Source organism: Modestobacter sp. VKM Ac-2978, from assembly GCF_026968025.1.
Lineage (GTDB): Bacteria > Actinomycetota > Actinomycetes > Mycobacteriales > Geodermatophilaceae > Modestobacter.
The window spans coordinates 389,565-412,223 of sequence record NZ_JAPVBP010000003.1; the positions used below are offsets into that span (position 1 = coordinate 389,565).

Sequence of the window (22,659 nt, forward strand, 5' to 3'; positions counted from 1 at the left end):
GTCACGAGCCGCGGGGCAGGCGCAGCGAGTAGCCCACGCCGCGCAACGTGTGCAGCAGCCGCGGTTCGGTGGTGTCGATCTTGCGACGCAGGTAGGAGATGTAGGACTCGACCACGTTGGCCTCGCCGTTGAAGTCGTAGTTCCACACGTGGTCGAGGATCTGCGCCTTCGACAGCACCCGGCCGGCGTTGGTCATCAGGTAGCGGAGCAGCTTGAACTCCGTCGGCGACAGGCTGACCAGCTTGCCGGCCTTGAGGACCTCGTGCGACTCCTCGTCGAGCTCGATGTCGGCGAAGGTCAGCCGCGGTGCCTCGGTGGCCGGCTGCACGCTCTGGGTGCGGCGCAGCACCGCCCGGATGCGGGCCAGCACCTCGTCGAGGCTGAACGGCTTGGTGACGTAGTCGTCCCCGCCCAGGGTCAGTCCGGTGACCTTGTCGTCGGCGGCGTCCCGGGCGGTCAGGAACAGCACGGGGGTGTGCGACCCGTTCTGGCGCAGCCGGCGGACGACGCCGAAGCCGTCCAGCCCGGGCATCATCACGTCGAGCACGAGCAGGTCGGGGCGGAACTGCTCCGCGACGGACAGGGCCTGCTGCCCGTCCGGCGCGGTCGCCACCTCGAAGCCGGCGTACCGGAGGCTGGCCGACAGTAGTTCACGGATGTTCGGCTCGTCGTCGACGACCAGGAGCCGGGCCTCGGGCCGCTGGGCGCCGGGAGCCGGTGAGCGGGAGCTGGTGGTGGACACATCTCCCCCCGATGGACCCTGCGGCAGCGTCGTCATCGCTCCAGCATGCCGCTGGCGACTGCGGCTGTCCTGGACGCCACCTGTGAGGAGCCTGGGTGTCCGGGCTGCGAGGCGGTCACCCGGCCGGGGACATCGCCCGGCCGGCGCGCCAGTAGCCGATGGCGTGGTGCTGGCTTCGGCGCAGCCCCCAGCGGCCCCGCAGGTCGGCGCGCACCGCGCGGACGACGGCCGACTCGGCGCCCACCCAGGCGAAGAGGTCCTCACCCGGCGGGCGGTGCAGCGCGGCCACCGCGTCGACCAGCAGGGTGCTCGCCTCCGGCGCCGTCCCGGCCCGGTGCAGCCAGCGCAGCTCGACACCGGCCGGGGCGGTCAGCGGCTGCTCCTCCTGCGGGCCGGCCACCTCGAGCAGGGCGACGCCGCGGGTGTCCGGGGCGGCCGCCGCCAGGATCCGGCTGATCGCCGGGAGCGCGGTCTCGTCGCCGGCCAGCAACAACCAGCCGGCGGGGGAGGCGCCCAGGGGTGCGGCGCTGGCCAGGCCCAGCACGGCGCCGGGCGTGGCGGCCGCCGCCCAGGAGGCGGCCGGGCCGTCGCCGTGCAGCACGAAGTCGACGTCGACCTCCCCGGCGCCCGGGTCCTGCCGGCGCGCGGTGTAGCTGCGCAGGGCGACGCCGTGGCTGCCCTGCGGCCAGACGATGCGGCCGTCGCGGGCCACCTGCGGCCAGCGGGGGGAGCGGTCGTCGGCGCGGGGGACCAGCAGGGACATCGTGGGTCCGCAGGCGGCGACCACGGCGGCGGGCGCGGTGAGGGTGACCCGGCGGACCGCGGGCGTCACGTCCCGCACGGCGGTCACGCTGAGCACGTCGACCGGGCGGACGGCGGGGTCGGCCGCCCCGGCGCCGGGCGCGGCTGCCGTGCGGGCCGGTTCGTCGATCGGGGCCTCGTCGATCGGTGCCTCGTCCTCGGTCGCCACGAGGACCGACCCTAACGGGGCCGGCCCGGCCGGCCCCGGGGGAATGGGGCCAGCCGGGCCGGCGATCGTGGACGAGGACCTCACCCAGCGTGACCAGTTGATCGCACTGATCAGGGAAGACGCTGTGTGCGTCCCGTCGAGTGAGCACGCTACGTGACGATCCTGCCGCCGGCACCACCGACCGCGCAGAGACCCCCCGAACGGGTGACCGCCGTCGGGTGGCGGAGAGCCGGTCGACGCGCACCGGCGCCCGATGTGTGCGCCCGTGCCGCCACGGGCAGGCACACCGGACCGACGGTGCGAGAGGGGGCCTGACATGGCGGAGGAGTTCTCGAAGGGCGACCACGTGAGCTGGAAGAGCCACGGCGGCACGGCCGAGGGCACGGTGAAGCGCAAGATCACCGAGGACACCGAGGCTGCCGGGCGAACGGTGCGCGCCAGCCCCGACGACCCGCAGTACGAGGTCGAGAGCGAGAAGAGCGGGGGCACCGCCGTGCACAAGCCCAGCGCACTGGAGAAGGACTGAGCGGCGCGGCGACGCCCGCACGGAGGAGGAGAACGTGAGCGAGTCAGACGGCGGCTTCACCGGGAGCCGGAGCACCAAGCACAACCCGCGCATCGACGAGGAGCTCGAGCACGAGGTGCAGGGGATGATGAAGGGGGAGCGGGCCACCCGTTCCGAGGAGTGGCGCGAGGTGGAGCCGGTCGGGGAGGACCAGCCCGACATCGACGCCGACCCGGCCGGCACGTTGGTCGGCGGGGTCCCGCAGGGCATGGACGCGAACGCGGTCGTGGCCCGGGCGGAGCTGTCCCGCTGGCTGGACCGCGCGGACTTCCCGAGCACCGGCTCGGAGCTGGTCGAGGCCGCCCGTGACCACCGGGCCCCGGACGTGGTCGCCGAGGAGCTGTCCCGGCTGCCCGAGGGCCAGGTCTTCGAGCGCATCGGGGACGTCGTCCGAGCGCTGGGCTACCCGACCGAGACCTGAGCCCTCGATCTGACCGACCAGCGACCGGCGTCGTCCCCTGGGGGCGGCGCCGGTCGGTGCGTTCAGGAGGAGCTGTCGGCCTCGGCCGCCTCCTCCTCGGCGATCTCCTCCGCGCCACGGCGACGGAACAGCCGCGACCCCGGGAACCCCTTCACCACCTGGCGCATGTCCTGCACGGTCTCCACCAGGGTGTGCACGTCCGGTGCGACGTCGCTCAGCGTCAGCAGCACGGGGAGCAGGTCCTCGTCGAGGTGCACCACCAGGTCGGGGAGCCGGTCGACCAGCGTGATGATCGCGGTGACCTCGTCGGTGTGCAGCTCCTCGGCGAACCGGGTCAGCACCGGGGCCAGCGTCCGCAACGCGGGGCGGTAGTCCTCCAGTAGCGGGGAGATCGTCGCGAGCAGCGCCTCCGCGCGGGCCAGCGTGCCGTCGGCGGCGCCGGCCGTGCCCGCGACCGCGGTGAGGAGCTCATCGGCGGCATCGGTGGACCGGCCGATCCGGGCGACGGACTCGTCGGCGGCGTCGTTGGTGACCCCGATCCGGGCGACGGACCGGTCGGCGGCGTCGTTGGTCACGCCGATCCGTGCGACGGACTCGTCCGCGGCGTCGTTCGTGACCCCGATCCGTGCGACGGCGGCGTCCGCGGCGTCATTGGTCACCCCGATCCGGGCGACGGACTCGTCCGCGGCGTCGTTGGTGACCCCGATCCGTGCGACGGACCGGTCGGCGGCGTCGTTGGTGACGCCGATCCGGGCCACCGCAGCGTCGGCGGCGTCGTTGGTCACCCCGATCCGTGCGACGGCGGCGTCGGCGGCGTCGTTCGTGATGCCGATCCGTGCGACGGCGGCGTCCGCGGCGTCGTTGGTGACGCCGATCCGTGCGACGGCGGCGTCGGCGGCGTCGTTCGTGACCCCGATCCGGGCGACGGCGGCGTCGGCGGCGTCGTTCGTGACGCCGATCCGGGCGACGGCTTCGTCGGCGAGGGCGCGGGTGACGTCGATGCCGGCGACCGCCACCTCGGCCCGGTCGGCGATGCGTTCCATCCGGTCGACGAGCACCCCGACGCGCTTCAGCAGCTGTTCACCCTCGTTGAGGGCCCCCACCACCCGAGGCAGCAGGGCGAGGGCCTCGGCGACGCCGTCGCGGAGGCCCCCGGCGGCGTTCAGCACGTCCGACGGGCCGGGAAAGGGCAACTTCACGGGCCAGACGCTACGGTCCGGCGGGTCGATCTGCCGGTCGAGACCCCCGTCCTGCGCGACGGGATCCGTCCGCCGCCCGCGCGTCCGGCCGGCCTGGTGGCCCACCGCCCGTATCGTGGAACGGTCGCGCTGGCGGCGGTCTCCGGCCGTCCCAGGGCGCAGGACGACCGCGCAGCGAGCGACTGCGGACAACGACGATGGGATGTCGACGCCGGTGGCGGATCAGCCGACGCGGGACGGGGCCGACGACGGTCCCCGGCGCGGCGACCGACCGACCGGCGCCGTCCCTCCTGTCCCGGGAGGCGAGCCAGGTGGTCCCGGTGCGAACGGCCCGGCCGCGCCGCTGACCGTCGCCGAGCTGCTCGCCCGCTCGGGCACCGGGGTCCGCCGGCGACGGGCGGAGCGACGCGAGGCCGGTGAGGCCACCGGCCGTCAGCAGCCGGTCGAGGACGCCGGCACCCCGCTGTGGCAGCCGGGCCCCGCCAGGGGTGACGGTCCCGCCCGGCCCGGCCGGCCGGCGATCTCCGACGAGCTCGGTCCCGGGGGTGCGTGGCGGGACCGTCCGCAGCCGTCCGCCGTGCCCTCGCCGCCGGTGCTCCCGACCGGTTGGCAGCCGGCGATGCCCGGACCGGCCTCGGATCCGGAGCCCGCCACGCCGGCCGAGGAGCCGGCTGTCCGGCCCGCCCGCCCGCCGGTCGCCCCACCCGGATCCCGCGCGCCCGCGCCTCTCGCCGTGCCGCGGGCCGCGCCGACGGCAGACCGTCGTCCCCCGTTCCCCGCCTCGACGCCGGTCGGGTCGTCGTCACGTCCCCCCGGCGTCCCGCCGGACCCGGCGCCACCGGCCGGCCGCAGCCAGGCCGCGACGCCCCCGGCAGCGCCACCGTTCGCGCCGGTGCCCCTGCGGCCGGTCCCCCGGGCGGCGCACGGAGCCGCTCCGGCCCCGCCCCCGGCAGCGGCCCCGCCGACTCCGCAGCCCCCGGCGGCGGCCCCGCAGTCCCCGGCGGCGGCCCCGCCGCCCCCGCGGCCGGTGCACCCGCCGTCGGTCACCCCCTCCGCGCCACCGCAGTACTCGGTGCCGGTGCCCGGCGTGCGCCGGAGCCTGCCGGTGCCGCCGATCCCCGGTCGGGATGTGCCCGTCGTCCCCGGGGGCGCCACGGTCGCCGACTTGCCGGCGCCGCGTCCACCGGCCGGTCCGGTCCGTCGTCGGTTGACCCGGGTCGCCTTCGCGCTGGTGGCCCTGCTCGGCCTGGTGGCCGTCTTCTACGTCGGCCTCTACTTCTACGTCGACCGTGGGATCGACCGGGTCGACGCACTGGTCACCGACGGCCCCGAGGTGCTCGCCCCGCAGCTGCAGGAGACCTCGTCGACCTACCTGCTGGTCGGCACCGGTGTGCCCGGGCGCAGTGGGCTGCCTGGGGTCAGCCCCGTGGTCGTGCACGTCTCCGGCGACGGTGAGCAGGCCGTCCTGGTCAGCCTGCCTCCCACGGCGCTGACCGACACCCCCGTCTGCCGGACGGCGGACGGCGAGCTGCGCCAGCCCGTGACCGAGCCGTTCGCCGCCGCACTGCTCGACGGCGGGCCCTCGTGCCTGGTCCGGTCGGTGCAGCAGCTGACCGGCCTGCGGGTCGACCACTACGTGTCCGTCGACCTCGCCCGGCTGCCCGGCATGGTGGAGGCGCTCGGCGGGGTCCCGGTCTGCCCGGGGACGGGTGGCCTCCAGCTGGCCGGCGCGGAGGTGACCGGCTACCTGCAGCCCGCCGCCACCGGGACCGACGTCACCGGTGCCGCGGTGGCCGAGCGCGAGCAGCGGGTGCTGGTCTCGGCACTCGACTCCGCCCTGGCGGACAGCACACTGGTCGACCCGCTGACCCTGACCCGCTTCCTCTCCCGGGCCGGCGATGCGTTCACCGTGGACGCCGGGACGACGCTCGGGGACCTGCGGTCCTTCGGGGCTACCCTGGGCGAGCTGTCCGGGAGCGCGATCGAGCGGACCGGGCTCCCGGTCGCCGAGGTGGGCCACGTGCCCAACGGCAGCGACCAGGCGGTGGTGGTCGTCGACGCGACCGCGACCCGGCAGCTGTTCGACTCGGTCATCGACGCGGGCCGGCTGCCCGCCCCGGCCGCGCAGGACGTCGCCGACGCGGCGCCGACCGACCCCGCCCTCACCGAGCCGGCGGCCGGCGACCCGGTCCCCGAGGGGACGACGGTCTCCGTGGCGCCGGCCGGGGTGACGGTGGACGTGCTGGACGGCTCCGCAGCCGGGCGCACCGGCGAGGTGGCCGACGGTCTGGCCGCCGCGGGGTTCCGGGTCGGTGCCCGGGGCATCGAACCGGCCACCGTGGACCGCACCGTGGTCCGGTACGGCCCGGCGGCGCTGGAGCCCGCGCGCACCGTGGCGGCGGCCGTGCCCGGTGCCGTGCTGGTGGAGACGGACCTGGTCGGCTCGGCGGTGCAGCTGGTCGTCGGGCCGGAGTACACCGGTCTGGCTCCCGTCGACATCGGCACCCCGGTGCCCACGACAGCGGCCCCGGACCCCGCTGTCGCGGAGGCCGAGGCCGCATCGTCCTGCAGCTGAGCGGCGGGAGAGCCGCTCAGCGGAGCATCACCCGAACCGGCCGGAGATGTAGTCCTCCGTCGCCTTCTCGTCGGGGTTGCTGAAGATCTTCTCGGTGGGGTTGTACTCGATCAGCCGGCCGGGCTGGCCGACCCCGTTGAGGTTGAAGAACCCGGTGGTCTCGCTGACCCGCGCGGCCTGCTGCATGTTGTGGGTGACGATGACGATGGTGAACTGCTCCTTGAGCTCCATCATCAGGTCCTCCACGGCCAGCGTGGAGATCGGGTCGAGCGCGGAGCACGGCTCGTCCATCAGCAGCACCTCGGGCTGGACGGCGATGGCCCGGGCGATGCACAGCCGCTGCTGCTGACCGCCGGAGAGCCCCGAGCCCGGGCGGTTCAGCCGGTCCTTGACCTCGTTCCAGAGGTTCGCGCCCTTGAGAGAGCGCTCGACCAGGCCGTCCATGTCGCTCTTGCTGGTCTTCTTGGCGTTCAGCCGCAGGCCCGCCGCGACGTTGTCGTAGATCGACATCGTCGGGAACGGGTTCGGCCGCTGGAAGACCATGCCGATCTGCCGGCGGACGTCGACCGGGTCGACGTCGGAGCCGTAGAGGTCCTGCCCCTCGATGACGACCTTGCCCTCGACGCGGGCGCCGGGGATCACCTCGTGCATCCGGTTGAGGGCCCGCAGGAAGGTGGACTTCCCGCAGCCCGAGGGACCGATCAGCGCCGTGATGCTCCGCGGCTCGATGGAGAGGTTGACCCCTTCCACGGCCTTGAAGTTGCCGTAGTAGATGTCCAGGTCCGAGACGTCGATGCGCTTGGCCACGTGGTGTTCCTCCGGGTTCCGGGTCAGCGACTGGTCTTGGGGGCGAAGAGACGGCTGATCAGGCGGGCGACCACGTTGAGGCCCATGACCAGCATGATGAGGACCAGGGCCGCTGTCCAGGCCCGGTCGATCGCGTCCTGTGGTGGCACGCCCGGCTGGGTGAGCTGGTAGTACGCGTACACCGGCAGGGTCGCCATCCGCCCGTCGAACGCGTTGAAGTTCAAGGCGTTGGTGATGCCGACGGTGATCAGCAGCGGTGCGGTCTCACCGACCACGCGGGCGATGGCCAGCGTGACACCGGTGGCCAGGCCGGCGATCGCGGTCGGGATGACCACCTTGAGGATCGTGCGCCACTTGGGCACGCCCAGGGCGTAGGCGGCCTCGCGGAGCTCGTTCGGGACGAGCTTGAGCACCTCCTCCGCCGAGCGCACGACCACCGGGATCATCAGCACCGACAGCGCCACCGCGCCCATGATCCCCAGCCGTACGCCCGGGCCGAAGATCAGCACGAACAGTGCGTAGGCGAACAGACCGGCGACGATCGAGGGGATGCCGGTCATCACGTCGATGAAGAAGGTGATCGACCGCTTGAGCCGGCCGGTGCCGTACTCGACCAGGTAGATGGCGGTCATCAGGCCGATCGGCACGGAGATGAGCGTGGTCAGCAAGGTGATGATCAGCGTGCCCATGAGCGCGTGGTACGCGCCCCCACCCGAGCCGATGACGCCCTGCAGCGAGGCGGTGAAGAACTCGGCGTCGAAGCGCTCCGCACCGCGACGGACCACCTCGTAGACCAGCGAGACCAGCGGCACCATGGCGATGCCGAAGGCGCTGACCACCAGGCAGGTGATCAGCCGGTCGACCGCCTTGCGCGGCCCCTCGGTCACCCGGGACAGCAGGTAGGTGCCCAGCGTGCCCAGCACCACCGTGTAGATGACGAACAGCACGATGTTCCAGCTGGTCAGCAGGCCGATCGCCAGCGCGAGGACGGCGGCGGCACCGAACACCGCCCACGGCACCCACGGCGCCTGCTTCTCGTGGCCGCCCAGGGCGCCCTGGGGCGGCGCAGAGGTCTCCGGCGCGGCGCTGGACTGCTGGGTGGAGGTGCTCATCAGTTGGCTCCGGAGAAGTCGGACCGGCGGTTGACGACCCACCGGGCGAGCATGTTGACCAGGAGGGTGATCACGAACAGCGCGAGCCCGCTGGCGATCAGGGTGTTGACGGCGAGTCCGGTCGACTCCGGGAACTCCAGCGCGATGTTCGCTGCGATCGTCTGCGGGTTGGCGCTGGTGATCAGCGCCCAGGTGATCCCGGCGGCCGAGCCGGACAGGATGATCGCCACGGCCATGGTCTCGCCGAGGGCGCGCCCCAGGCCGAGCATCGAGCCGCCGATGACACCGGACTTGCCGTAGGGGATGACGGCCATCTTGATCATCTCCCAGCGGGTGGCGCCCAGGGCGAGGGCGGCCTCGGTGTGCAGCGTCGGCACCTGGCTGAACACCTCGCGGGAGATGGCGCTGACGATCGGCAGGATCATCACGCCGAGCACCAGCCCGATGGTCAGCATGGTCCGGCCGCTCGAGGAGACCGGCCCGGCGAAGAACGGGATGAACCCGAGGTTCTCCTCCAGCCAGCGGTAGAAGGGCACCAGCTTCGGGGCGAGCCAGAAGATGCCCCAGAAGCCGTAGACGATGCTCGGGATCGCGGCCAGCAGGTCGACCACGTAGCCCAGCCCGGCGGCCAGCTTGCGCGGCGCGTAGAAGGTGATGAACAGCGCGATCGCCACCGCCAGCGGGGTGGCGACCAGCAGGGCGATCACCGCGGAGAGCAGGGTGCCGAAGATCAGGGGCCCGATGTAGGAGGCGAGGCCACCGTCACCGGCGATCTCGTCCGGGGAGGCCGTCAGCGCCGGGACCGACTCGCTGATCAGAAAGAGGGCCACTCCGGCGAGGATGACCAGGATGAGGATGCCCGCGCCCTTGGCGGTGCCGGCGAAGATGCGGTCACCGGGCCGGCTCTTGGGCTGCTGGGCGGGTGGTGCGCTGGTGGTGGAGGTCACCGATCGCTCCGGGGGCTCGTACCGCTGGATGCTGGGGAGGCGTGCAGTGGGTCATGCACCACGGCGGCCCGGGGTGTCCGGGTGGACACTCCGGGCCGCCGCAGCGCGCTGCTGACCGGCTCGATCAGCCGGCAGCCGTGATGGCGTCGATCGCACCCTGCGCCTGCTCGCGCAGGTTGTCCGAGATGGGCGCGCTGCCCGCGGCCTCGGCCGCGGCCTGCTGGCCCTCCTCGCTGACCACGTAGCTCATGAAGTCCGCGACCAGGTCGGCGGTCTCCTGGTCCTCGTACTCGACGCAGCCGACGTGGTAGCTGATCAGCACGATCGGGTAGTTGCCCGACTCGGTGGTGTCGCGGGCGAGCTCGATGGCGAAGTCGTACTCGCCGCGACCCTCCAGCGTCTCCGAGTTCTCCACGACGGCGGCGGCGGCCTCGGCGGTGGGCTCGACGAACTCCTCGCCGACGCCGATGTTGGCGACACCCAGGTCGCCGGCCTGGCTCAGGTCGGCGTAGCCGATGCTGCCGTTGCCGGCCCCGACCGCGCTGACCACGCCGGAGGTGCCCTGGGCGGCCTCGCCACCGGAGACCGGCCAGTCGCCACTGGCCTCGTGCGGCCAGGCGTCGCCGGCTGCGGCGACCAGGTACTCGGTGAAGTTCTCCGTGGTGCCGGACTCGTCACTCCGGTTGACCGGGGTGATGGGGAGGTCCGGCAGGGTGGCGTCCGGGTTGTCCGCCGCGATCGCCGGGTCGTTCCAGTTGGTGATCTGCTGGTTGAAGATGCCGGCGAGGACCTCGGGGGAGAGGTTCAGCTCGTCGACGCCCTCGACGTTGTAGACCACGGCGATCGGCGCGATGTAGTTGGCCAGCTCGAAGATGCCGGACTCGCCGCAGCGCTCCTCGGCCTGCGCGAGCTCCTCCTCGTCGAGCGCGGCGTCCGAGCCGGCGAAGTCGGTGCCGCCGGCGAGGAACTGCTCACGGCCACCGCCGGAGCCGATCGGGTCGTAGTTGACCGTCACATCGGGCTGGACGCTGGAGTAGCCGGCGGTCCAGCCCTGCATGGCCGCCTGCTGGCTGCTGGCGCCGGCGCCGACGAGGGTGCCGCTGAGCTCCCCGCCGCTGTCGCCCCCGGAAGTGCCCGTGCCGCTCTCCTCGTTCGAGGCGCCGCACGCGGCGAGAGCGAGGGTGGCGGCGAGCGCTGCGGACACTGCCGCGGTGCGCGTCGTGGTGCTGAGCTTCAACTCAGTGGCCTTTCGACTGGTGTGTGCCCGGACGTCGGAGCCGGGCAGGGAAGATCGAACGCCGAGGACGCTAAGCAGCCCAGATGGACGGATCCAGGTGCGTCGATGAACGCGGGGTGAACGCGGACTGAGACTTGGCCCACGAAACGGCAGACGCTGTACGTCCAACGGGTGAACCGCCGCGTGGCGGGGCGCCGACGGGCGGATCGGGCCGCTCAGCGGGCACGGCGGCGAAGGCGTTCAGCGGGCACGGCGGCGAAGGCGCTCAGCGCCGGGGTGCGCGCCGCCAGGAGACGTCGACGGCGTGCCGGGTGAACCCGCTCCGCTCGTAGAGCGCGACGGCGGTGGTGTTCTCCTCCTCGACGTAGAGGAGCACGGCGGACAGCCCACGGGCGCGCAGGTGCGCCAGCCCCACGTCGGTCAGGGCCCGGCCCAGCCGCATCCCCTGCGCGTCCGGGTCGATGCCGAGCACGTAGACCTCGCCGATCGGTTCGTCGCCGGCGTCGCCGGCCGGGTGCACCTTGGTCCAGTGGAAGCCCAGCAGCTCCTGCCCGCCCGGCGTCTCCCGCCAGGCGAGGAAGAACCCGGCCGGGTCGAACCAGGCCTCGGCCTCGCGCAGGGCCAGGTCGCCGCGGGTCCACCGGCCCTGCTCCGGGTGGGAGGCGAAGGCGCGGGCGTTCACCCGCAGCCAGGCGTCCTCGTCGGTGCCCGGCCGGAACGTCGCGACGGACACCCCGTCGGGCAGCGCCGGCCGGGGGTCGGGGTCGACCCCGTCCAGCGGTCGGCGCATCTGCAGCAGCACGCGCGCCCGGTCGTAGCCGCGGCGGCGGGCGAGCTCGGCCGAGCCGGGCAGCTCACCGTGGGCCCACACGCGCAGCGGCCGGTCGGCAGCGAGCTCCTCGAGCCGGGCGACCAGGGCGGTGCCCACGCCGCGACGGCGACTGGCCGCGGCCACGACGAGCTCGGCCTCGGCCTCCGGGTCGCCGGGCGGCAGCTCCAGCCGGGCGTAGCCGAGCAGCGTGCCGGCGTCGTCCCGCACGATGAGGTCGGCGCCACCGACCGGGCCGCCGTGCTGCAGTCGCAGCTCGGACTCCTCGGAGACCGGCCGGACACCGTCGGCGGCCAGTGCGGCCTCCAGCAGGGCCCGCACCTCGCCCACGGCGGCGGTGGGGAGCCGTTCGGAGACCTCGACCTGCACCGGGCTCAGCGGAGCGGGCTCAGGAGAGCGGGACACCGGTCTCGATCGCCGCCACGTTGGCCGCCGCGGTCGCGTCGGCGACCTGCTGGTCGAGCTTGTAGCCGACGTTGCGCACGGTGCCGATCAGCGCCTCGTGCTCGGCGCCGAGCTTGGCGCGCAGCCGGCGGACGTGCACGTCGACGGTGCGGGTGCCGCCGAAGTAGTCGTAGCCCCAGATCTCCTGCAGCAGCTGGGCGCGGGAGAAGACCCGGCCCGGGTGCTGGGCGAGGTACTTGAGGAGCTCGAACTCCTTGTACGTGAGGTCCAGGGGGCGGCCGCGGAGCTTCGCCGAGTAGCTGTGCTCGTCGATGACCAGCTCGCCGGCCTTCGTCACGCCGCCTTCCGCGCCGTCGGCGGGGGTCGCGGCGGCCAGCCGGCGGGCGGCGGCCCACTTCAGCCGGGCGTCGACCTCGGCCGGGCCGGCGGTGTCGAGCACGACGTCGTCGACGCCCCAGTCGGCCGACAGCGCGACGAGGCCGCCCTCGGCCAGCACCGCGACCAGGGAGGCGGCGACACCCGTCGAGGCGAGCAGCGAGCACAGGGTCCGGGCGGAGACGAGGTCGTGCCGGGCGTCGACGAGGACGACGTCCCCGGCGTCACCGTCGAGCAGGCTGGACAGCTCGGGGGGCACGATGCGCACCTGGTGGGCCAACAGCCCGAGCGCAGGGAGGACCTCCGTGGTGGCCTGACGGGCCGAGGTCATGAGCACGAGTCGCATGTCGTCTCCTCACTGGGCGGACCCAGGCCGTCGACTGCGCTGTCGAGGTGAGGCTGCAGGATAGCGGACGTGCTCCGCCGTCCCGGCGAGGTCGTGACCCACCGCACGGTCCGGTCGCGCGCCGGCGACACGACGACGCCGGCGTGCCCGGCGGTCCGGGCACCCTCTGCGAGGATCGCGGGGTGACGCAGGCCGCTCCGGACACGCAGCTGTCCCCGCGCGCCCACCACCTCCCGGCCGCCGGCCTGGTCGTCGTGGTGACCGCGGTGGCCGTCTGGTTGCCCGCTGCGCTCGGTGACACGGGGCGGGTCGCCTCGGTGGCGCTGCTCCAGGCGGGCCTGGTCGCCGGCTGGGTGGTCGCCACCGGCATCCGTGGCTCCGCGGGGTCCCTCGCCCTGGGTGGCGCCGCGGCGATCGCGGCCGACGCGGCGATGCTCCTCCCGGGCCGCCCGCAGCTGGACTGGCTGCTGGCGGTGCTCGGCCTGGGGTTCCTGGCCGCCGTCGTCCACCAGATGACCCGCCCGGCACCCCGCCGGTACCTCGTCGCGTCCCTGGCCGGCGTCGTCCTGCTGCTGTGCTCGGTCTGTGCGCTGGCGGTGCTGCTGGGGGTGGCCCGGCTCGAGGGCGGGGCACGGGCGCTGGAGACGGCGGTGCTGGTGGTCGGTGCCGCACTGCTGGTCGGTCACCTGGTCGACCTCGTGCTGCCCCGCCCGGAGATCACCCCCGACGTGCCCCGGGGCCTGCTCGGCGTCGTCCTCGCCGTGCTGGCCGCCACGGGGGTGGCCCTGCTGGGCCGCGAGGGCGACGCACTGGTCGACGCCCTGTCGGCGGCCATCTACGGCGCGGCACTGGGTGGGGCGGCCGCGCTGACTGCGCTGGGCGCCTCCTACGTCGTGGCCGAGCGCGGCGGGTGGAGCTGGGCGCTGCCGGTCGTGCAGGCGGTGCTCCCGCTGGCCGCCGTCGCACCCGTGGCCTACGCCCTCGCCTCGTACGGCGCCGGCTGAGCGGCAGGGGAGACTCGACACGTGAAGGCACTGCTGATCGTCCTGCTGCTCGCCCTCGGCCTGCTGTTCCTGGTCGACCGGGTCGGCGTCTCCGTCGCCGAGGGGCAGGTCGCCGAGCAGGTGGCCGAGCGCGGTGGGCTGGCCGGTACGCCAGAGGTCGACATCACCGGGTTCCCGTTCCTCACCCAGGCGCTGGCCGGTCGTTACGACGAGGTGCGGATCAGCCTGACCGCCGAGCAGCTCGGCGAGCCGGCCGGCACCCGCGCCGACGTGCAGCTGTACGGGGTGCAGGTGCCGTTGTCCGACGTGATCTCCGGTTCGGTCCAGGCGATCCCGGTCGAGCAGGTCGACGGGACGGCGACGCTCTCCTACGAACTGCTCGCCCGGGAGCTCGGCGGCGACACCCGGCTGGCCCCGGAGGGCGACCGGCTGCGGATCGACCGCACGATCGACCTGGCCGGGATCGAGGTCCCGGTCATCGCCCGGGGCAACGTCACCCTCGACGGACAGGACCTGGTGGTCGACGTCGAGGACGCATCGGCAGCGGGCGTCGACGTCCCCGGCTTCGTGCTGGACCGGGCCGTCGACGTGCTCGACTTCCGGTACCCGGTGCCGGAGCTGCCCTTCGGCCTGGAGCTGACCAGCGTCGACCCCGGGGAGGACGGCGTCCTCGTGGTGGTGGCGGCGACCGACACGGTGCTGCAGGGCTGATCGGCGCTGCCGGGCGGATCCGCCGGAATGTGACCGGCGGGGCGCCCGTTGCCCCTCAGGTGACCACGACGACCAGCACCGCCGGCGCCACGGCCGCCCTCGCCGGGCTCGGCGTGCGTCCGGCGGAGGCGGAGCTGACCGTCGTCCAGTTCTCCACGGCCTTCTGTGGGCCCTGCCGGGCCACCCGTGCCCGGCTGCAGCGCCTGGAGGCGACGCATCCGGGGCTGTCGTACGTGCACGTGGACGCCGAGAGCCACCTGGACGAGGTCCGGGCGCTCGACGTGCGGGTCACGCCGACGCTGATCTGGCTGGACGGCGCCGGGACGGTGGTGGCCCGCAACACCGGCGCGCCGGGGCCGGCGGAGCTGGCCGCCCTGGTGGCCGCTCATGTGAGGCCGGGGCGATGATCCGCTACCCTCGCGCCGTGGGCCCCCTGCTGACCTCGCGCCGCACAGTCGACCTGTGCCGCGTCGGCAGCTCCCGCTGTCCGGCCTGCTGAGGCCGCACCCCCGCGCCGGAGACCCCGTCCCGCGCCGCTCTCCGCACGCCCTGGCCGCACCCCGCCGGATGTGCGCTCCGGTGGACACCGGCTCCGCGGTCCCGCACGGGAGCGGCACCCGTTCCAGATCCGCACCGCACGACGTCCGCACCATCCGCCCCACCTGATGGAGGAACCACACTCATGAGCCGTAGCGACGTGCTCGTCACCGCCGACTGGGCCCAGGAGCACCTGGGCCACCCCGGCCTCGTCTTCGTCGAGGTCGACGAGGACACCAGCGCCTACGACGGCGGCCACCTCGAAGGCGCTGTCAAGCTGGACTGGAAGACCGACCTGCAGGACCCGCTGCGCCGTGACTTCGTCGGCCGCGAGGCGTTCGAGGCGCTGCTCTCCTCGCGCGGCATCGGCAACGACGACACCGTGGTGCTGTACGGCGGCAACAACAACTGGTTCGCCGCCTACGCCTACTGGTACTTCAAGCTCTACGGGCACCGCGACGTGAAGCTGATCGACGGTGGGCGCAAGAAGTGGGAGCTCGACGGCCGCCCGCTGTCCAAGGACGCCGTGGAGCGCCCGGCCACCACCTACCGGGCCAGCGAGCCCGACCTGTCGATCCGCGCCTTCCGCGACGAGGTCGTGTCCTCGATCGGCAACAAGAACATCATCGACGTCCGCTCGCCCGACGAGTTCTCCGGCAAGATCCTCGCCCCGGCGCACCTGCCGCAGGAGCAGGCGCAGAAGGCCGGGCACGTGCCCACGGCGATGAACATCCCGTGGAGCAAGGCGGCCAACGAGGACGGCACGTTCAAGAGCGACGAGGACCTGGCCAAGCTCTACGCCGAGCAGGGCTACGACGAGACCAAGCCGACGATCGCGTACTGCCGCATCGGCGAGCGCTCCAGCCACACCTGGTTCGTCCTGCGCGAGCTGCTCGGCAAGTCCGACGTCAAGAACTACGACGGCTCCTGGGTCGAGTACGGCTCGCTGGTCGGCGTCCCGATCGAGAAGTGAGCTGACATGTGCGGAGCCCCCAAGCAGGGCGGCAGCCTGGCCGGTGTCGACCTGAGCACCCAGACCGTCATCCAGGGATCGGTGTGGCACGACGGCACCCCGGTCGCCGGCGCGTACGTGCGGCTGCTGGACGCCACCGACGAGTTCACCGCCGAGGTGGTGACCAGCCCGGAGGGTGAGTTCCGGTTCTTCGCCGCACCGGGTCGCTGGACGCTGCGCACCCTGGCGCCGGTCGGCCGCGCCGAGCGGGCGATCGACGCCGAGGTCGGGCTGAACGAGACCACGCTCGCCATCGCGTGAGGACCTGCTTCCTCCCCACCCTTCGCAAGCTCAGGGCGGGCCCCTGGAAGCAGGCCGGTCAGTGCCCGCTCCGGCTCCGGCCGGGGCGGGCGCTGTCGTCTGCGAGCCGGCGCACCCACCACACGGCGGCCAGGGCCAGCGCGGTCCCGGCGGCCACCCCGCCGCCGCGGAAGGCGGCCTCGACCGCGGCCGAGCGCAGATCGGCCGCGCCGGGGACGGCGGTCAGCCCGCCGACGACACCGGCCCCCGCCACCACCAGCCAGGGCGCCCACCAGGCCGGCCGGTGCGGCGCCGGGACGGCGGGAGTGCGTCGCCACCACCACACCAGCCAGGCCAGCAGGACCAGGAGCCCGAGCAGCCCGCTGCCCTCCTGGGCCCACCGGTGCCCGGGCAGGCCCGCCCACGGTTCGCGCAGCAGCGTGACGTGCTCGGTTCCCCAGCGACCGGGGTGGGTGAACTCGTCCCAGAGCACGTGCGTCGCGGCCCCGACGAGGAGCGCCGCCACCGCCAGCGCCGCCTGTCCCGGCGTGCGCAGTCGCCGGCGCAGACCCAGCCGCGCACCGTCCAGCCGGCCCCGGAGGCCTGCCGGGGTGGCGTGCAGCGCCGGCGCCGCCAGCAGCCCGTGCCAGAGCGCCCACAGCAGCACACCCAGCAGCAGGTCCACGGTCACCACGGCGAGCGCGGTGTGCGTGCGGAACCCGGGGTGTGCGGGCAGGTAGTACGGCAGGTCGGGGGCGAGGCTGCCGGCCACCAGCGCCGAGGCGGGCAGTGGCGTGCGCAGGAACGGCAGGACGGCGGCGGGGTGACTGCCGGTGAAGGGCACGCTCAGGCGTCCCGCAGGCCGACGAGCCCGGCGAGGTCGCGCATCGCGTCGTCGAAGAACGCGTCCGGGTCGGCGGATGCGCCGGTGAAGTGGCCGAAGAGCTCGAAGCTGATCGTGCCGAAGACGCTGCTCCACGCCAGCAGGGCCCGGGCCCGCACGGCGTCGTCCAGCGTCGGGTGCTCCCCGCCCAGCACCGGGATGGCGTCGGGGCTCACGACGCCGGTCGCCCGGCCGGTCGCGGGCGGGAGCAGCCCGGCGTGGGCGGCGTCGCCGAGGACCCGGCCCAGCACGGCGCCGACCCGGATGGCCGCCGGCACGGTGTCCCGGGGCGCCCGGTAGCCGGGCACCGGTGACCCGTAGAGCAGCGCGTACTCGTGCGGGTGGTCCAGGGCCCAGCGACGCACGGCCCGGCAGACCCCGAGCCACCGGGTCACCGGCCGCGCCGCCGGGTCGTCGGCCCGTTCGGCGGCCTCTCCCAGGGCGTCGTACCCGTCGATGATCAGCCGGGTCAGCAGGTCGTCGCGGCTGGGGAAGTAGCGGTACACGGCGGAGGAGGCCATGCCCAGCTCCCGGGCGACGGCCCGGAGCGAGAGGCCCGCGGCACCCACGGTGGCCAGCTGTTGCTTGGCGAGGTCGGTGATCTCGGCGGTGATCTCGGCGCGGGCCCGCGCCCGGGCGGTGGTGGGCGGCACCGGTGCAGCCTGCCATCCAAGAGCGGTGCACGCAATCAAGAGCACCGCTCTTGACAAGAATGAGGGGTGGGAGGACGGTCGACGGCATCACCGCCGAGAGCACTGCTCTCGAACGACGACCGGAGGACGACATGGGGAGACACGTGGTGCTCGGCAAGGGCCCGGTGGGGACGGCGACCGCCCAGCTGCTGGCCGAGCGGGGGCACGAGGTGGTGGTGCTCTCCCGCAGCGGCGGTACGAGCACCGGCGACGTGCAGCACCGGGCCGTGGACGCCGCCGACGGAGCTGCGCTCTCCGCGGCGGTCGGTGCGGCCGACGCGCTGTACAACGCGGTCAACCCGCCGCGCTACGACCGGTGGACCCGCGACTGGCCGCCGATCGCCGCGGCGGTGCGCTGCGCGGCCGAGGACGCCGGCGTGCTGGTCGTCATGGGCAGTCTCTACGGGTACGGCCGCCCCGGCGGGCCGATGACCGCCGACACCCCGCTCGCGGCGACCGACGTCAAGGGCCGGCTCAAGGCGTCGATGTGGGCCGACGCGCTCGCCGCGCGGGCCGCGGGCCGGTTGCGGGTCACCGAGGCACGGGCGTCGGACTTCGTCGGACCGACGGTGCCGCCCCCGCAGTCGCACGTCGTCCGCCAGCTGGCCACGCTGCGCGCCGGCCGGCGGGCCTGGGTGATCGGCGACCCCGACGCCCGGCACAGCTGGACCTACGTCCCCGACGTCGCGGCCACGCTGGTCACCCTCGGCACCGATGCGCGGGCGGAGGGGCGGGCGTGGATGGTCCCCAGCGGGGAGCCGCGCAGCCAGCGGGAGGTGCTCACCGACGTGGCCGCCGCGATGGGCAGCCGGCCGGCGCGGGTCAGCGGCATCCCGTGGCCGGTGCTGCGCGCGCTGGGGGCCGCGGACTCCCAGATGCGCGAGCTCGTCGCGATCCGGCACCAGTGGGACGCCGACTTCGTCCTGGACAGCAGCGAGACCACCGCCGTCCTCGGGCTGGAGGCCACCCCCTGGGCGGAGGTGGTGCAGGCGACCGCTCAGGCGGGGACGTCGGCCGGCTCGGCGAGCAGCGCCGAGGGCGGGACCGGTCGACTGAAGAAGTAGCCCTGGGCTTGGTCGGCGCCCAGCGCGCGGAGGGCGTCGCGTTCGGCGGCGGTCTCCACCCCCTCGGCGACGGCGACCAGGCCCATCGCGTGGGCGAGGTGCACGCAGCTGGCGACGATCGCGTGGTCGCCGGCGTCGGTGGTCATCCCGGTGACGAACGACCGGTCGATCTTCAGCTCGTCGACGGGGAACCGCTTGAGGTAGGTGAAGCTGGAGAAGCCGGTGCCGAAGTCGTCGACGGCCAGCAGGACGCCGAGCGCCTTGAGCGCCTGGAGCGAGCGGAGGGCGGCGTCGGGGTCGCTCATCAGCGCCGTCTCGGTGATCTCCAGGACCAGCCGGGAGGCCGGCAGCCCGGCGCGGGCCAGGGTGCGGGCGACCAGCGGCACCAGGTCGGGGTCGGCGAGCTGGCGTGCGGAGAGGTTGACCGCCGTCTGCAGCCCCGCCGGCCCGCCCGACGCGTCCCAGCGGACGGCCTGCTCCACGGCCTCGGTCAGCACCCAGGCGCCCAGTTCGCGGATGACGCCGGACTGCTCGGCGGCGTCGATGAACGCGGCCGGCTGGAGCAGCCCCCGGGTCGGGTGCTGCCAGCGGACCAGTGCCTCGACGCCGCTCAGCTGCCCGGTCGGCAGGTGCCGGCGGGGCTGGTAGTACACGCGCAGCTCACCCTGGCGGATGCCGTTGCGGAGCTGCTCCAGCAGCAGGAGCCGGTCGGCGCCCGGGTCGCTGTCCCCGGGGCGGTGGGCGGTCCAGCGGCCGCTGCCCTGGGCCTTGGCCCGGTACATGGCGTGGTCGGCCCGGCGGAGCAGGAGCTCGGCGAGCTCGGTCGTGTCCGCCCCGGTCACCGGCACCTCGGCCGAGCAGATCCCGACGCTCGCGGTGACGACGACCTCCACGCCGTGCAGCACGACCGGTTCGGCGAGCAGGTCGATCAGCCGCTCGGCGACCCGGGCGGCGCCGGCGGCGGTGACGTCGTCGAGGACGACGAACTCGTCGCCGGCGAAGCGGGCGACGTCCGCGCCGGCGCGGACGGCGGAGCTGATCCGCCGCCCGACCACCTGCAACAGCTCGTCACCGCTGGCGTGCCCGAGGGCGTCGTTGACCGTCTTGAAGCCGTCGAGGTCGACGAACAGCACGGTCGGCACCGAGTCGTCACCCCGGTCGGTGCGGGCCGCCCCGAGCCGGCCGTGCAGCGCCCGCAGCAGGCCCGGGCGGTTGAGCATCCCGGTGAGCTCGTCGTGGTGGACGAGTTCGGCGAGTTCTGCCTCGGCCTGGGTGATCCGCGCCTCGGACTCCTCGGCCCGCCGCCGCGCGGCCAGCAGCTCCTCCTCGTAGCGGCGGCGCTGCTGGGCGTCGACCAGCGCGACCCGGGTCTCCGGGCCGTCCGCGCCCTCCACGCGGGTGGCGCTCAGCAGGGCCGGGTGGCGCGACCCGTTGGGCCCGACGACCTGGACGGAGGCCTCGGCGATCCGGCCGCTGACCATCAGCTGGGGGAGGGAGTGCGTCGTGTACAGGACCCGGTCGCCGATCGGCAGGAGCGTCGGGAACGGGGTGCCCAGCAGGTCCGCGGCGGTGTGTCCGGTCCAGTCGGTGAAGGTGGCGTTGACCGCGGTGATCAGGCCGTCGTCGTCCAGCAGCAGGTGTCCGCTCGGGGCGTGCTCCCACAGCTCCGCGTAGTCCCTCATGGTCGGACCCTCAGCGCCGGGGCAGCAGGTGGGCGCGGATGGCCGCGGCCGTCTCTTCGGGGGCGCTGATGTGCGGGCAGTGCCCGATGGCCTCGAGCTGCACGAGCGTCGAGCCGGTCAGCCGGGCGTGCAGGTGGTCACCGACCGAGGGGGGCACCAGGGCGTCGGCGCGGCTCTGCACGACCACCGTGGGGGTGGTGACCCGGGGCAGCAGCGGGCGGAAGTCGGTGGTGAACATGATGACCAGCAGCTGGCGGGCGACGTCGGGATCGACCCGGCAGAAGCTGGCGGTGAGCCGGGCGCCGTTGTCCGGGGCGTCCGGGGTGCCCATGATCACCGGGGCCATCGCCTCGGCCCAGGTGAAGTAGTTGCTGTCCAGCGCGCCGGCGACCTCGGCCATGTCGGCCGTGGAGAAGCCGCCGTCGTAGCCGTCGGCCGGGTCCTGCAGGAAGTACGGGGACGCGGCCACCAGCACGAGCTGCCGGAAGCGTCCGGGCTCCTGGACCGCGGCGAGCAGGGCCATCATCGTGCTCACGCTGTGCGCGACGAGCGTGACGTCGTGCAGGTCGAGTTCCCGGCAGATGGCCAGGATGTCCTCGGCGTGCGCGTCCAGGGTCGCGTAGTGGACCGGGTCGTAGGCCGCGACGTCGGACCGGCCGTAGCCCATCAGGTCGTAGCGGACCACGCGGTGGTCGGCGCTGACGTGCGGCAGGACGCCGTCCCACATGCCCTGGTCGCAGCCGAAGCCGTGTGCCAGCAGCAGCACCGGCCCGTCCGGGTCGCCGGTGCTGGTCACGTGCAGCCGCTCTGCCACCGGTCCGGTCAGGGCCTCGGTCGGCCGGAGGGCCGCGTCCATCGACATGTTCTCCACCTCGGGGGGCTCGGATCCACGGGGTTCGAGATCCGTCGTGCACTTCCTACGTCGGCCGGTGCGCGCCGACGCTTGAGCGGAGTCGGCGGCTGCCGCCGGAGATCGCCCGGCCGGGTGAGGCCGCCCCGCTCCCGGTGGGCGCAGGGTGTCCGGATTACCGTGACGGGCATGGGTCTGTTCTCCGCCTGGGTGCTCATCACCCTCGTCGCACTGGTCGCGCTGGGCTTCGCCGCCTCGGCGTGGCGGGTCGCCCGCGCCGAGCGTCCGGGGCGCGCACGATGAGCGCCCCCGTCCCGCCCGGCCTGCCGACCGGGCCGGTCGCCGGTCCGACCGAGCTGCCGGTCCCGGACACCGTCGACGTCCGCGAGGGGCCCGAGGTGGCACACGAGCTGCTGTCGGTGCTGCCGCTGCTGGGCGAGTGGCACGGGGAGGGACAGGCCGCCGGCACCGGGGGCGACCACCGCTTCGGGCAGTGGGTCCGCTTCGCCCACGACGGGCGCGGCTTCCTCAGCTACGAGTCGCGCACCTGGCGGCTGACCGCCGACGGCCAGGTCGACGGCCCGGACCAGCGGGAGTCCGGCTTCTGGCGGCCCCGCGGCGAGGAGGAGGTGGAGCTGCTGGTCAGCTCGCCGGCCGGCCTCGTGGAGATCTACGTCGGCGCGGCCCGGACGACGACCAGCTGGGAGCTGGACAGCGACGTGCTGGCCCGTACCCCCGACCACCCCGACACCAGCCGGGCCAAGCGGCTCTACGGCATCGTCGACGGCGCCCTGCTCTACGCCGTCGACCGGGCGGCAGGCGACCAGCCGCTGCGCCCCACCATGTCCGCCCGCCTGGAGAGGATCCGCTGAACCCCGTGACGCAGCCAGCCACCACCCCCCGCCAGGTCGCCGACCGCTACGTCGACGCGGTCTGCGACCTGGACCCCATCGTCGCCACCCAGCTGGGCACCCGCCCCGGTGACGACCGGCTGCCGGACACCAGCCCGACCGGGCTGGCCGCCGAGGCCGAGCTGATCCGGGCCACGCTCGCCGAGCTGGACCGCGTGCTGGCCGCGGACCCGTCCCTGGACGACGACCCGGTCGAGCGCCGCTGTGCGCGGCTGCTGCGGGAGCGGCTCACGGCTGCGCTGGACCTGCACGAGGCCGGCGAGGACCTGCGGGCGGTCTCCAACCTCTTCTCCCCGGTGCACGCCATCCGGCAGGTCTTCTCGATGATGCCGACCAGGACCCCGGAGGACTGGGCGGTGCTGGCCCGCCGGCTCGCCCGGGTGCCGGCGGCCTACCGCGGCTACCGCGAGTCGCTGACCGCCGGGGCCGCGCAGGGCCTGTTCGCCGCGCCCCGCCAGGTGCACACCGTCGTCGGGCAGCTCGACGAGTGGCTGGCCGGCCCCTACTTCGCCGCTCTGGTCGCCGCCGGCCCCGACGAGGTGC

Annotated in this window: 23 protein-coding genes and 1 pseudogene; 11 read left to right on the plus strand and 13 right to left on the minus strand. The window is 74.3% G+C overall.

Features of this window, described 5'->3' with window-relative positions:
* Window position 1 precedes the first annotated feature (1 nt).
* Window positions 2-742 carry a response regulator transcription factor gene (locus tag O2W53_RS09510; RefSeq protein WP_269162812.1) on the minus strand — a complete coding sequence of 247 codons (741 nt, stop codon included), beginning with the start codon at window positions 740-742 and terminating at the stop codon, window positions 2-4.
* 115 nt (window positions 743-857) lie between these two features.
* Window positions 858-1,712: a siderophore-interacting protein gene (locus O2W53_RS09515; RefSeq protein ID WP_269162813.1), complete on the minus strand. Its 855-nt coding sequence runs from the start codon at window positions 1,710-1,712 to the stop codon at window positions 858-860.
* Between the two features lie 316 nt (window positions 1,713-2,028).
* Here O2W53_RS09515 and O2W53_RS09520 point away from each other — a divergent pair, with 316 nt between their 5' ends.
* A complete protein-coding gene (locus O2W53_RS09520; RefSeq protein ID WP_269162814.1) occupies window positions 2,029-2,238 on the plus strand; it encodes a DUF2945 domain-containing protein in 210 nt (69 codons plus the stop codon).
* Window positions 2,239-2,272: 34 nt separating this feature from the next.
* Window positions 2,273-2,698 (plus strand): DUF2795 domain-containing protein, encoded by a 426-nt coding sequence (locus O2W53_RS09525; RefSeq protein ID WP_269162815.1) that lies wholly within the window; start codon window positions 2,273-2,275, stop codon window positions 2,696-2,698.
* Window positions 2,699-2,760: 62 nt separating this feature from the next.
* On the opposite strand, the gene O2W53_RS09530 is transcribed toward O2W53_RS09525, so the two are convergent.
* Window positions 2,761-3,897, minus strand: coding sequence for a hypothetical protein (locus O2W53_RS09530; protein ID WP_269162816.1), 1,137 nt, complete (start codon window positions 3,895-3,897; stop codon window positions 2,761-2,763).
* 1,207 nt (window positions 3,898-5,104) lie between these two features.
* On the opposite strand from O2W53_RS09530, the gene O2W53_RS09535 reads away from it, so the two are divergent.
* A complete protein-coding gene (locus O2W53_RS09535) occupies window positions 5,105-6,472 on the plus strand; it encodes an LCP family protein (protein WP_269162817.1) in 1,368 nt (455 codons plus the stop codon).
* A gap of 27 nt (window positions 6,473-6,499) precedes the next feature.
* On the opposite strand, the gene pstB is transcribed toward O2W53_RS09535, so the two are convergent.
* The 6 genes from pstB to O2W53_RS09565 all read right to left on the minus strand — a co-directional run bounded on the left by pstB (window position 6,500) and on the right by O2W53_RS09565 (window position 12,530).
* The gene (gene pstB, locus O2W53_RS09540) at window positions 6,500-7,279 is read right to left on the minus strand and encodes a phosphate ABC transporter ATP-binding protein PstB (RefSeq protein WP_269162818.1); all 780 of its coding nucleotides are present in this window, start codon (window positions 7,277-7,279) and stop codon (window positions 6,500-6,502) included.
* A 23-nt stretch (window positions 7,280-7,302) separates the two neighbouring features.
* Window positions 7,303-8,391, minus strand: a complete 1,089-nt coding sequence (gene pstA, locus O2W53_RS09545; RefSeq protein ID WP_269162819.1) for a phosphate ABC transporter permease PstA — start codon at window positions 8,389-8,391, stop codon at window positions 7,303-7,305.
* Window positions 8,391-9,338 carry a phosphate ABC transporter permease subunit PstC gene (gene pstC / locus O2W53_RS09550; protein ID WP_269162820.1) on the minus strand — a complete coding sequence of 316 codons (948 nt, stop codon included), beginning with the start codon at window positions 9,336-9,338 and terminating at the stop codon, window positions 8,391-8,393. Before pstC ends, pstA begins: the two co-directional genes overlap by 1 nt.
* 124 nt (window positions 9,339-9,462) lie before the next feature.
* Window positions 9,463-10,575, minus strand: coding sequence for a phosphate ABC transporter substrate-binding protein PstS (gene pstS / locus O2W53_RS09555; RefSeq protein WP_269162821.1), 1,113 nt, complete (start codon window positions 10,573-10,575; stop codon window positions 9,463-9,465).
* Window positions 10,576-10,840: 265 nt separating this feature from the next.
* Window positions 10,841-11,809 (minus strand): mycothiol synthase, encoded by a 969-nt coding sequence (mshD, locus tag O2W53_RS09560; RefSeq protein WP_269162822.1) that lies wholly within the window; start codon window positions 11,807-11,809, stop codon window positions 10,841-10,843.
* Window positions 11,793-12,530: a winged helix-turn-helix transcriptional regulator gene (locus O2W53_RS09565; protein ID WP_269162823.1), complete on the minus strand. Its 738-nt coding sequence runs from the start codon at window positions 12,528-12,530 to the stop codon at window positions 11,793-11,795. Before O2W53_RS09565 ends, mshD begins: the two co-directional genes overlap by 17 nt.
* Window positions 12,531-12,712: 182 nt before the next feature.
* Between O2W53_RS09565 and O2W53_RS09570 the strand changes: the two genes are divergently transcribed.
* The 5 genes from O2W53_RS09570 to O2W53_RS09590 all read left to right on the plus strand — a co-directional run bounded on the left by O2W53_RS09570 (window position 12,713) and on the right by O2W53_RS09590 (window position 16,055).
* Window positions 12,713-13,534, plus strand: a complete 822-nt coding sequence (locus O2W53_RS09570; protein ID WP_269162824.1) for a hypothetical protein — start codon at window positions 12,713-12,715, stop codon at window positions 13,532-13,534.
* Window positions 13,535-13,555: 21 nt separating this feature from the next.
* Window positions 13,556-14,245, plus strand: a complete 690-nt coding sequence (locus O2W53_RS09575; protein WP_269162825.1) for an LmeA family phospholipid-binding protein — start codon at window positions 13,556-13,558, stop codon at window positions 14,243-14,245.
* 59 nt (window positions 14,246-14,304) lie between these two features.
* The gene (locus O2W53_RS09580; protein WP_269162826.1) at window positions 14,305-14,652 is read left to right on the plus strand and encodes a TlpA family protein disulfide reductase; all 348 of its coding nucleotides are present in this window, start codon (window positions 14,305-14,307) and stop codon (window positions 14,650-14,652) included.
* A 275-nt stretch (window positions 14,653-14,927) separates the two neighbouring features.
* The gene (locus O2W53_RS09585; RefSeq protein WP_269162827.1) at window positions 14,928-15,755 is read left to right on the plus strand and encodes a sulfurtransferase; all 828 of its coding nucleotides are present in this window, start codon (window positions 14,928-14,930) and stop codon (window positions 15,753-15,755) included.
* 6 nt (window positions 15,756-15,761) lie between these two features.
* Complete coding sequence (locus O2W53_RS09590; RefSeq protein ID WP_269162828.1) at window positions 15,762-16,055, plus strand: DUF1416 domain-containing protein; 294 nt, start codon at window positions 15,762-15,764, stop codon at window positions 16,053-16,055.
* A 58-nt stretch (window positions 16,056-16,113) separates the two neighbouring features.
* On the opposite strand, the gene O2W53_RS09595 is transcribed toward O2W53_RS09590, so the two are convergent.
* Window positions 16,114-16,878, minus strand: a complete 765-nt coding sequence (locus O2W53_RS09595; RefSeq protein WP_269162829.1) for a DUF4184 family protein — start codon at window positions 16,876-16,878, stop codon at window positions 16,114-16,116.
* A 2-nt stretch (window positions 16,879-16,880) separates the two neighbouring features.
* On the minus strand, window positions 16,881-17,570 hold the full coding sequence (locus tag O2W53_RS09600; RefSeq protein WP_269162830.1) for a TetR/AcrR family transcriptional regulator: 690 nt from the start codon (window positions 17,568-17,570) through the stop codon (window positions 16,881-16,883).
* A gap of 131 nt (window positions 17,571-17,701) precedes the next feature.
* Here O2W53_RS09600 and O2W53_RS09605 point away from each other — a divergent pair, with 131 nt between their 5' ends.
* Window positions 17,702-18,673, plus strand: a complete 972-nt coding sequence (locus O2W53_RS09605; RefSeq protein WP_269162831.1) for an NAD-dependent epimerase/dehydratase family protein — start codon at window positions 17,702-17,704, stop codon at window positions 18,671-18,673.
* Here O2W53_RS09605 and O2W53_RS09610 read toward each other — a convergent pair.
* The gene (locus O2W53_RS09610; protein ID WP_269162832.1) at window positions 18,607-20,355 is read right to left on the minus strand and encodes a putative bifunctional diguanylate cyclase/phosphodiesterase; all 1,749 of its coding nucleotides are present in this window, start codon (window positions 20,353-20,355) and stop codon (window positions 18,607-18,609) included. The two genes, O2W53_RS09605 and O2W53_RS09610, sit on opposite strands and share 67 nt — an antisense overlap.
* Before the next feature lie 10 nt (window positions 20,356-20,365).
* The gene (locus O2W53_RS09615) at window positions 20,366-21,217 is read right to left on the minus strand and encodes an alpha/beta fold hydrolase (protein WP_269162833.1); all 852 of its coding nucleotides are present in this window, start codon (window positions 21,215-21,217) and stop codon (window positions 20,366-20,368) included.
* Window positions 21,218-21,504: 287 nt separating this feature from the next.
* On the opposite strand from O2W53_RS09615, the gene O2W53_RS09620 reads away from it, so the two are divergent.
* Window positions 21,505-22,077 (plus strand): FABP family protein, encoded by a 573-nt coding sequence (locus O2W53_RS09620; RefSeq protein WP_269162834.1) that lies wholly within the window; start codon window positions 21,505-21,507, stop codon window positions 22,075-22,077.
* Window positions 22,078-22,082: 5 nt separating this feature from the next.
* Window positions 22,083-22,625 (plus strand): annotated as a pseudogene (locus O2W53_RS09625) (DUF885 family protein); the annotation flags it as partial.
* Between the last annotated feature and the right edge of the window lie 34 nt (window positions 22,626-22,659).

Coding starts and splice junctions, on each gene's coding strand:
- O2W53_RS09620 (WP_269162834.1), top strand. CDS start 21,505: ATGAGCGCCCCCGTCCCGCCCGGCCTGCCGACCGGGCCGGTCGCCGGT.
- O2W53_RS09615 (WP_269162833.1), bottom strand. CDS start 21,217: ATGTCGATGGACGCGGCCCTCCGGCCGACCGAGGCCCTGACCGGACCG.
- O2W53_RS09565 (WP_269162823.1), bottom strand. CDS start 12,530: ATGCGACTCGTGCTCATGACCTCGGCCCGTCAGGCCACCACGGAGGTC.
- O2W53_RS09520 (WP_269162814.1), top strand. CDS start 2,029: ATGGCGGAGGAGTTCTCGAAGGGCGACCACGTGAGCTGGAAGAGCCAC.
- pstA (WP_269162819.1), bottom strand. CDS start 8,391: ATGAGCACCTCCACCCAGCAGTCCAGCGCCGCGCCGGAGACCTCTGCG.
- O2W53_RS09585 (WP_269162827.1), top strand. CDS start 14,928: ATGAGCCGTAGCGACGTGCTCGTCACCGCCGACTGGGCCCAGGAGCAC.
- O2W53_RS09590 (WP_269162828.1), top strand. CDS start 15,762: ATGTGCGGAGCCCCCAAGCAGGGCGGCAGCCTGGCCGGTGTCGACCTG.
- O2W53_RS09610 (WP_269162832.1), bottom strand. CDS start 20,355: ATGAGGGACTACGCGGAGCTGTGGGAGCACGCCCCGAGCGGACACCTG.
- O2W53_RS09605 (WP_269162831.1), top strand. CDS start 17,702: ATGGGGAGACACGTGGTGCTCGGCAAGGGCCCGGTGGGGACGGCGACC.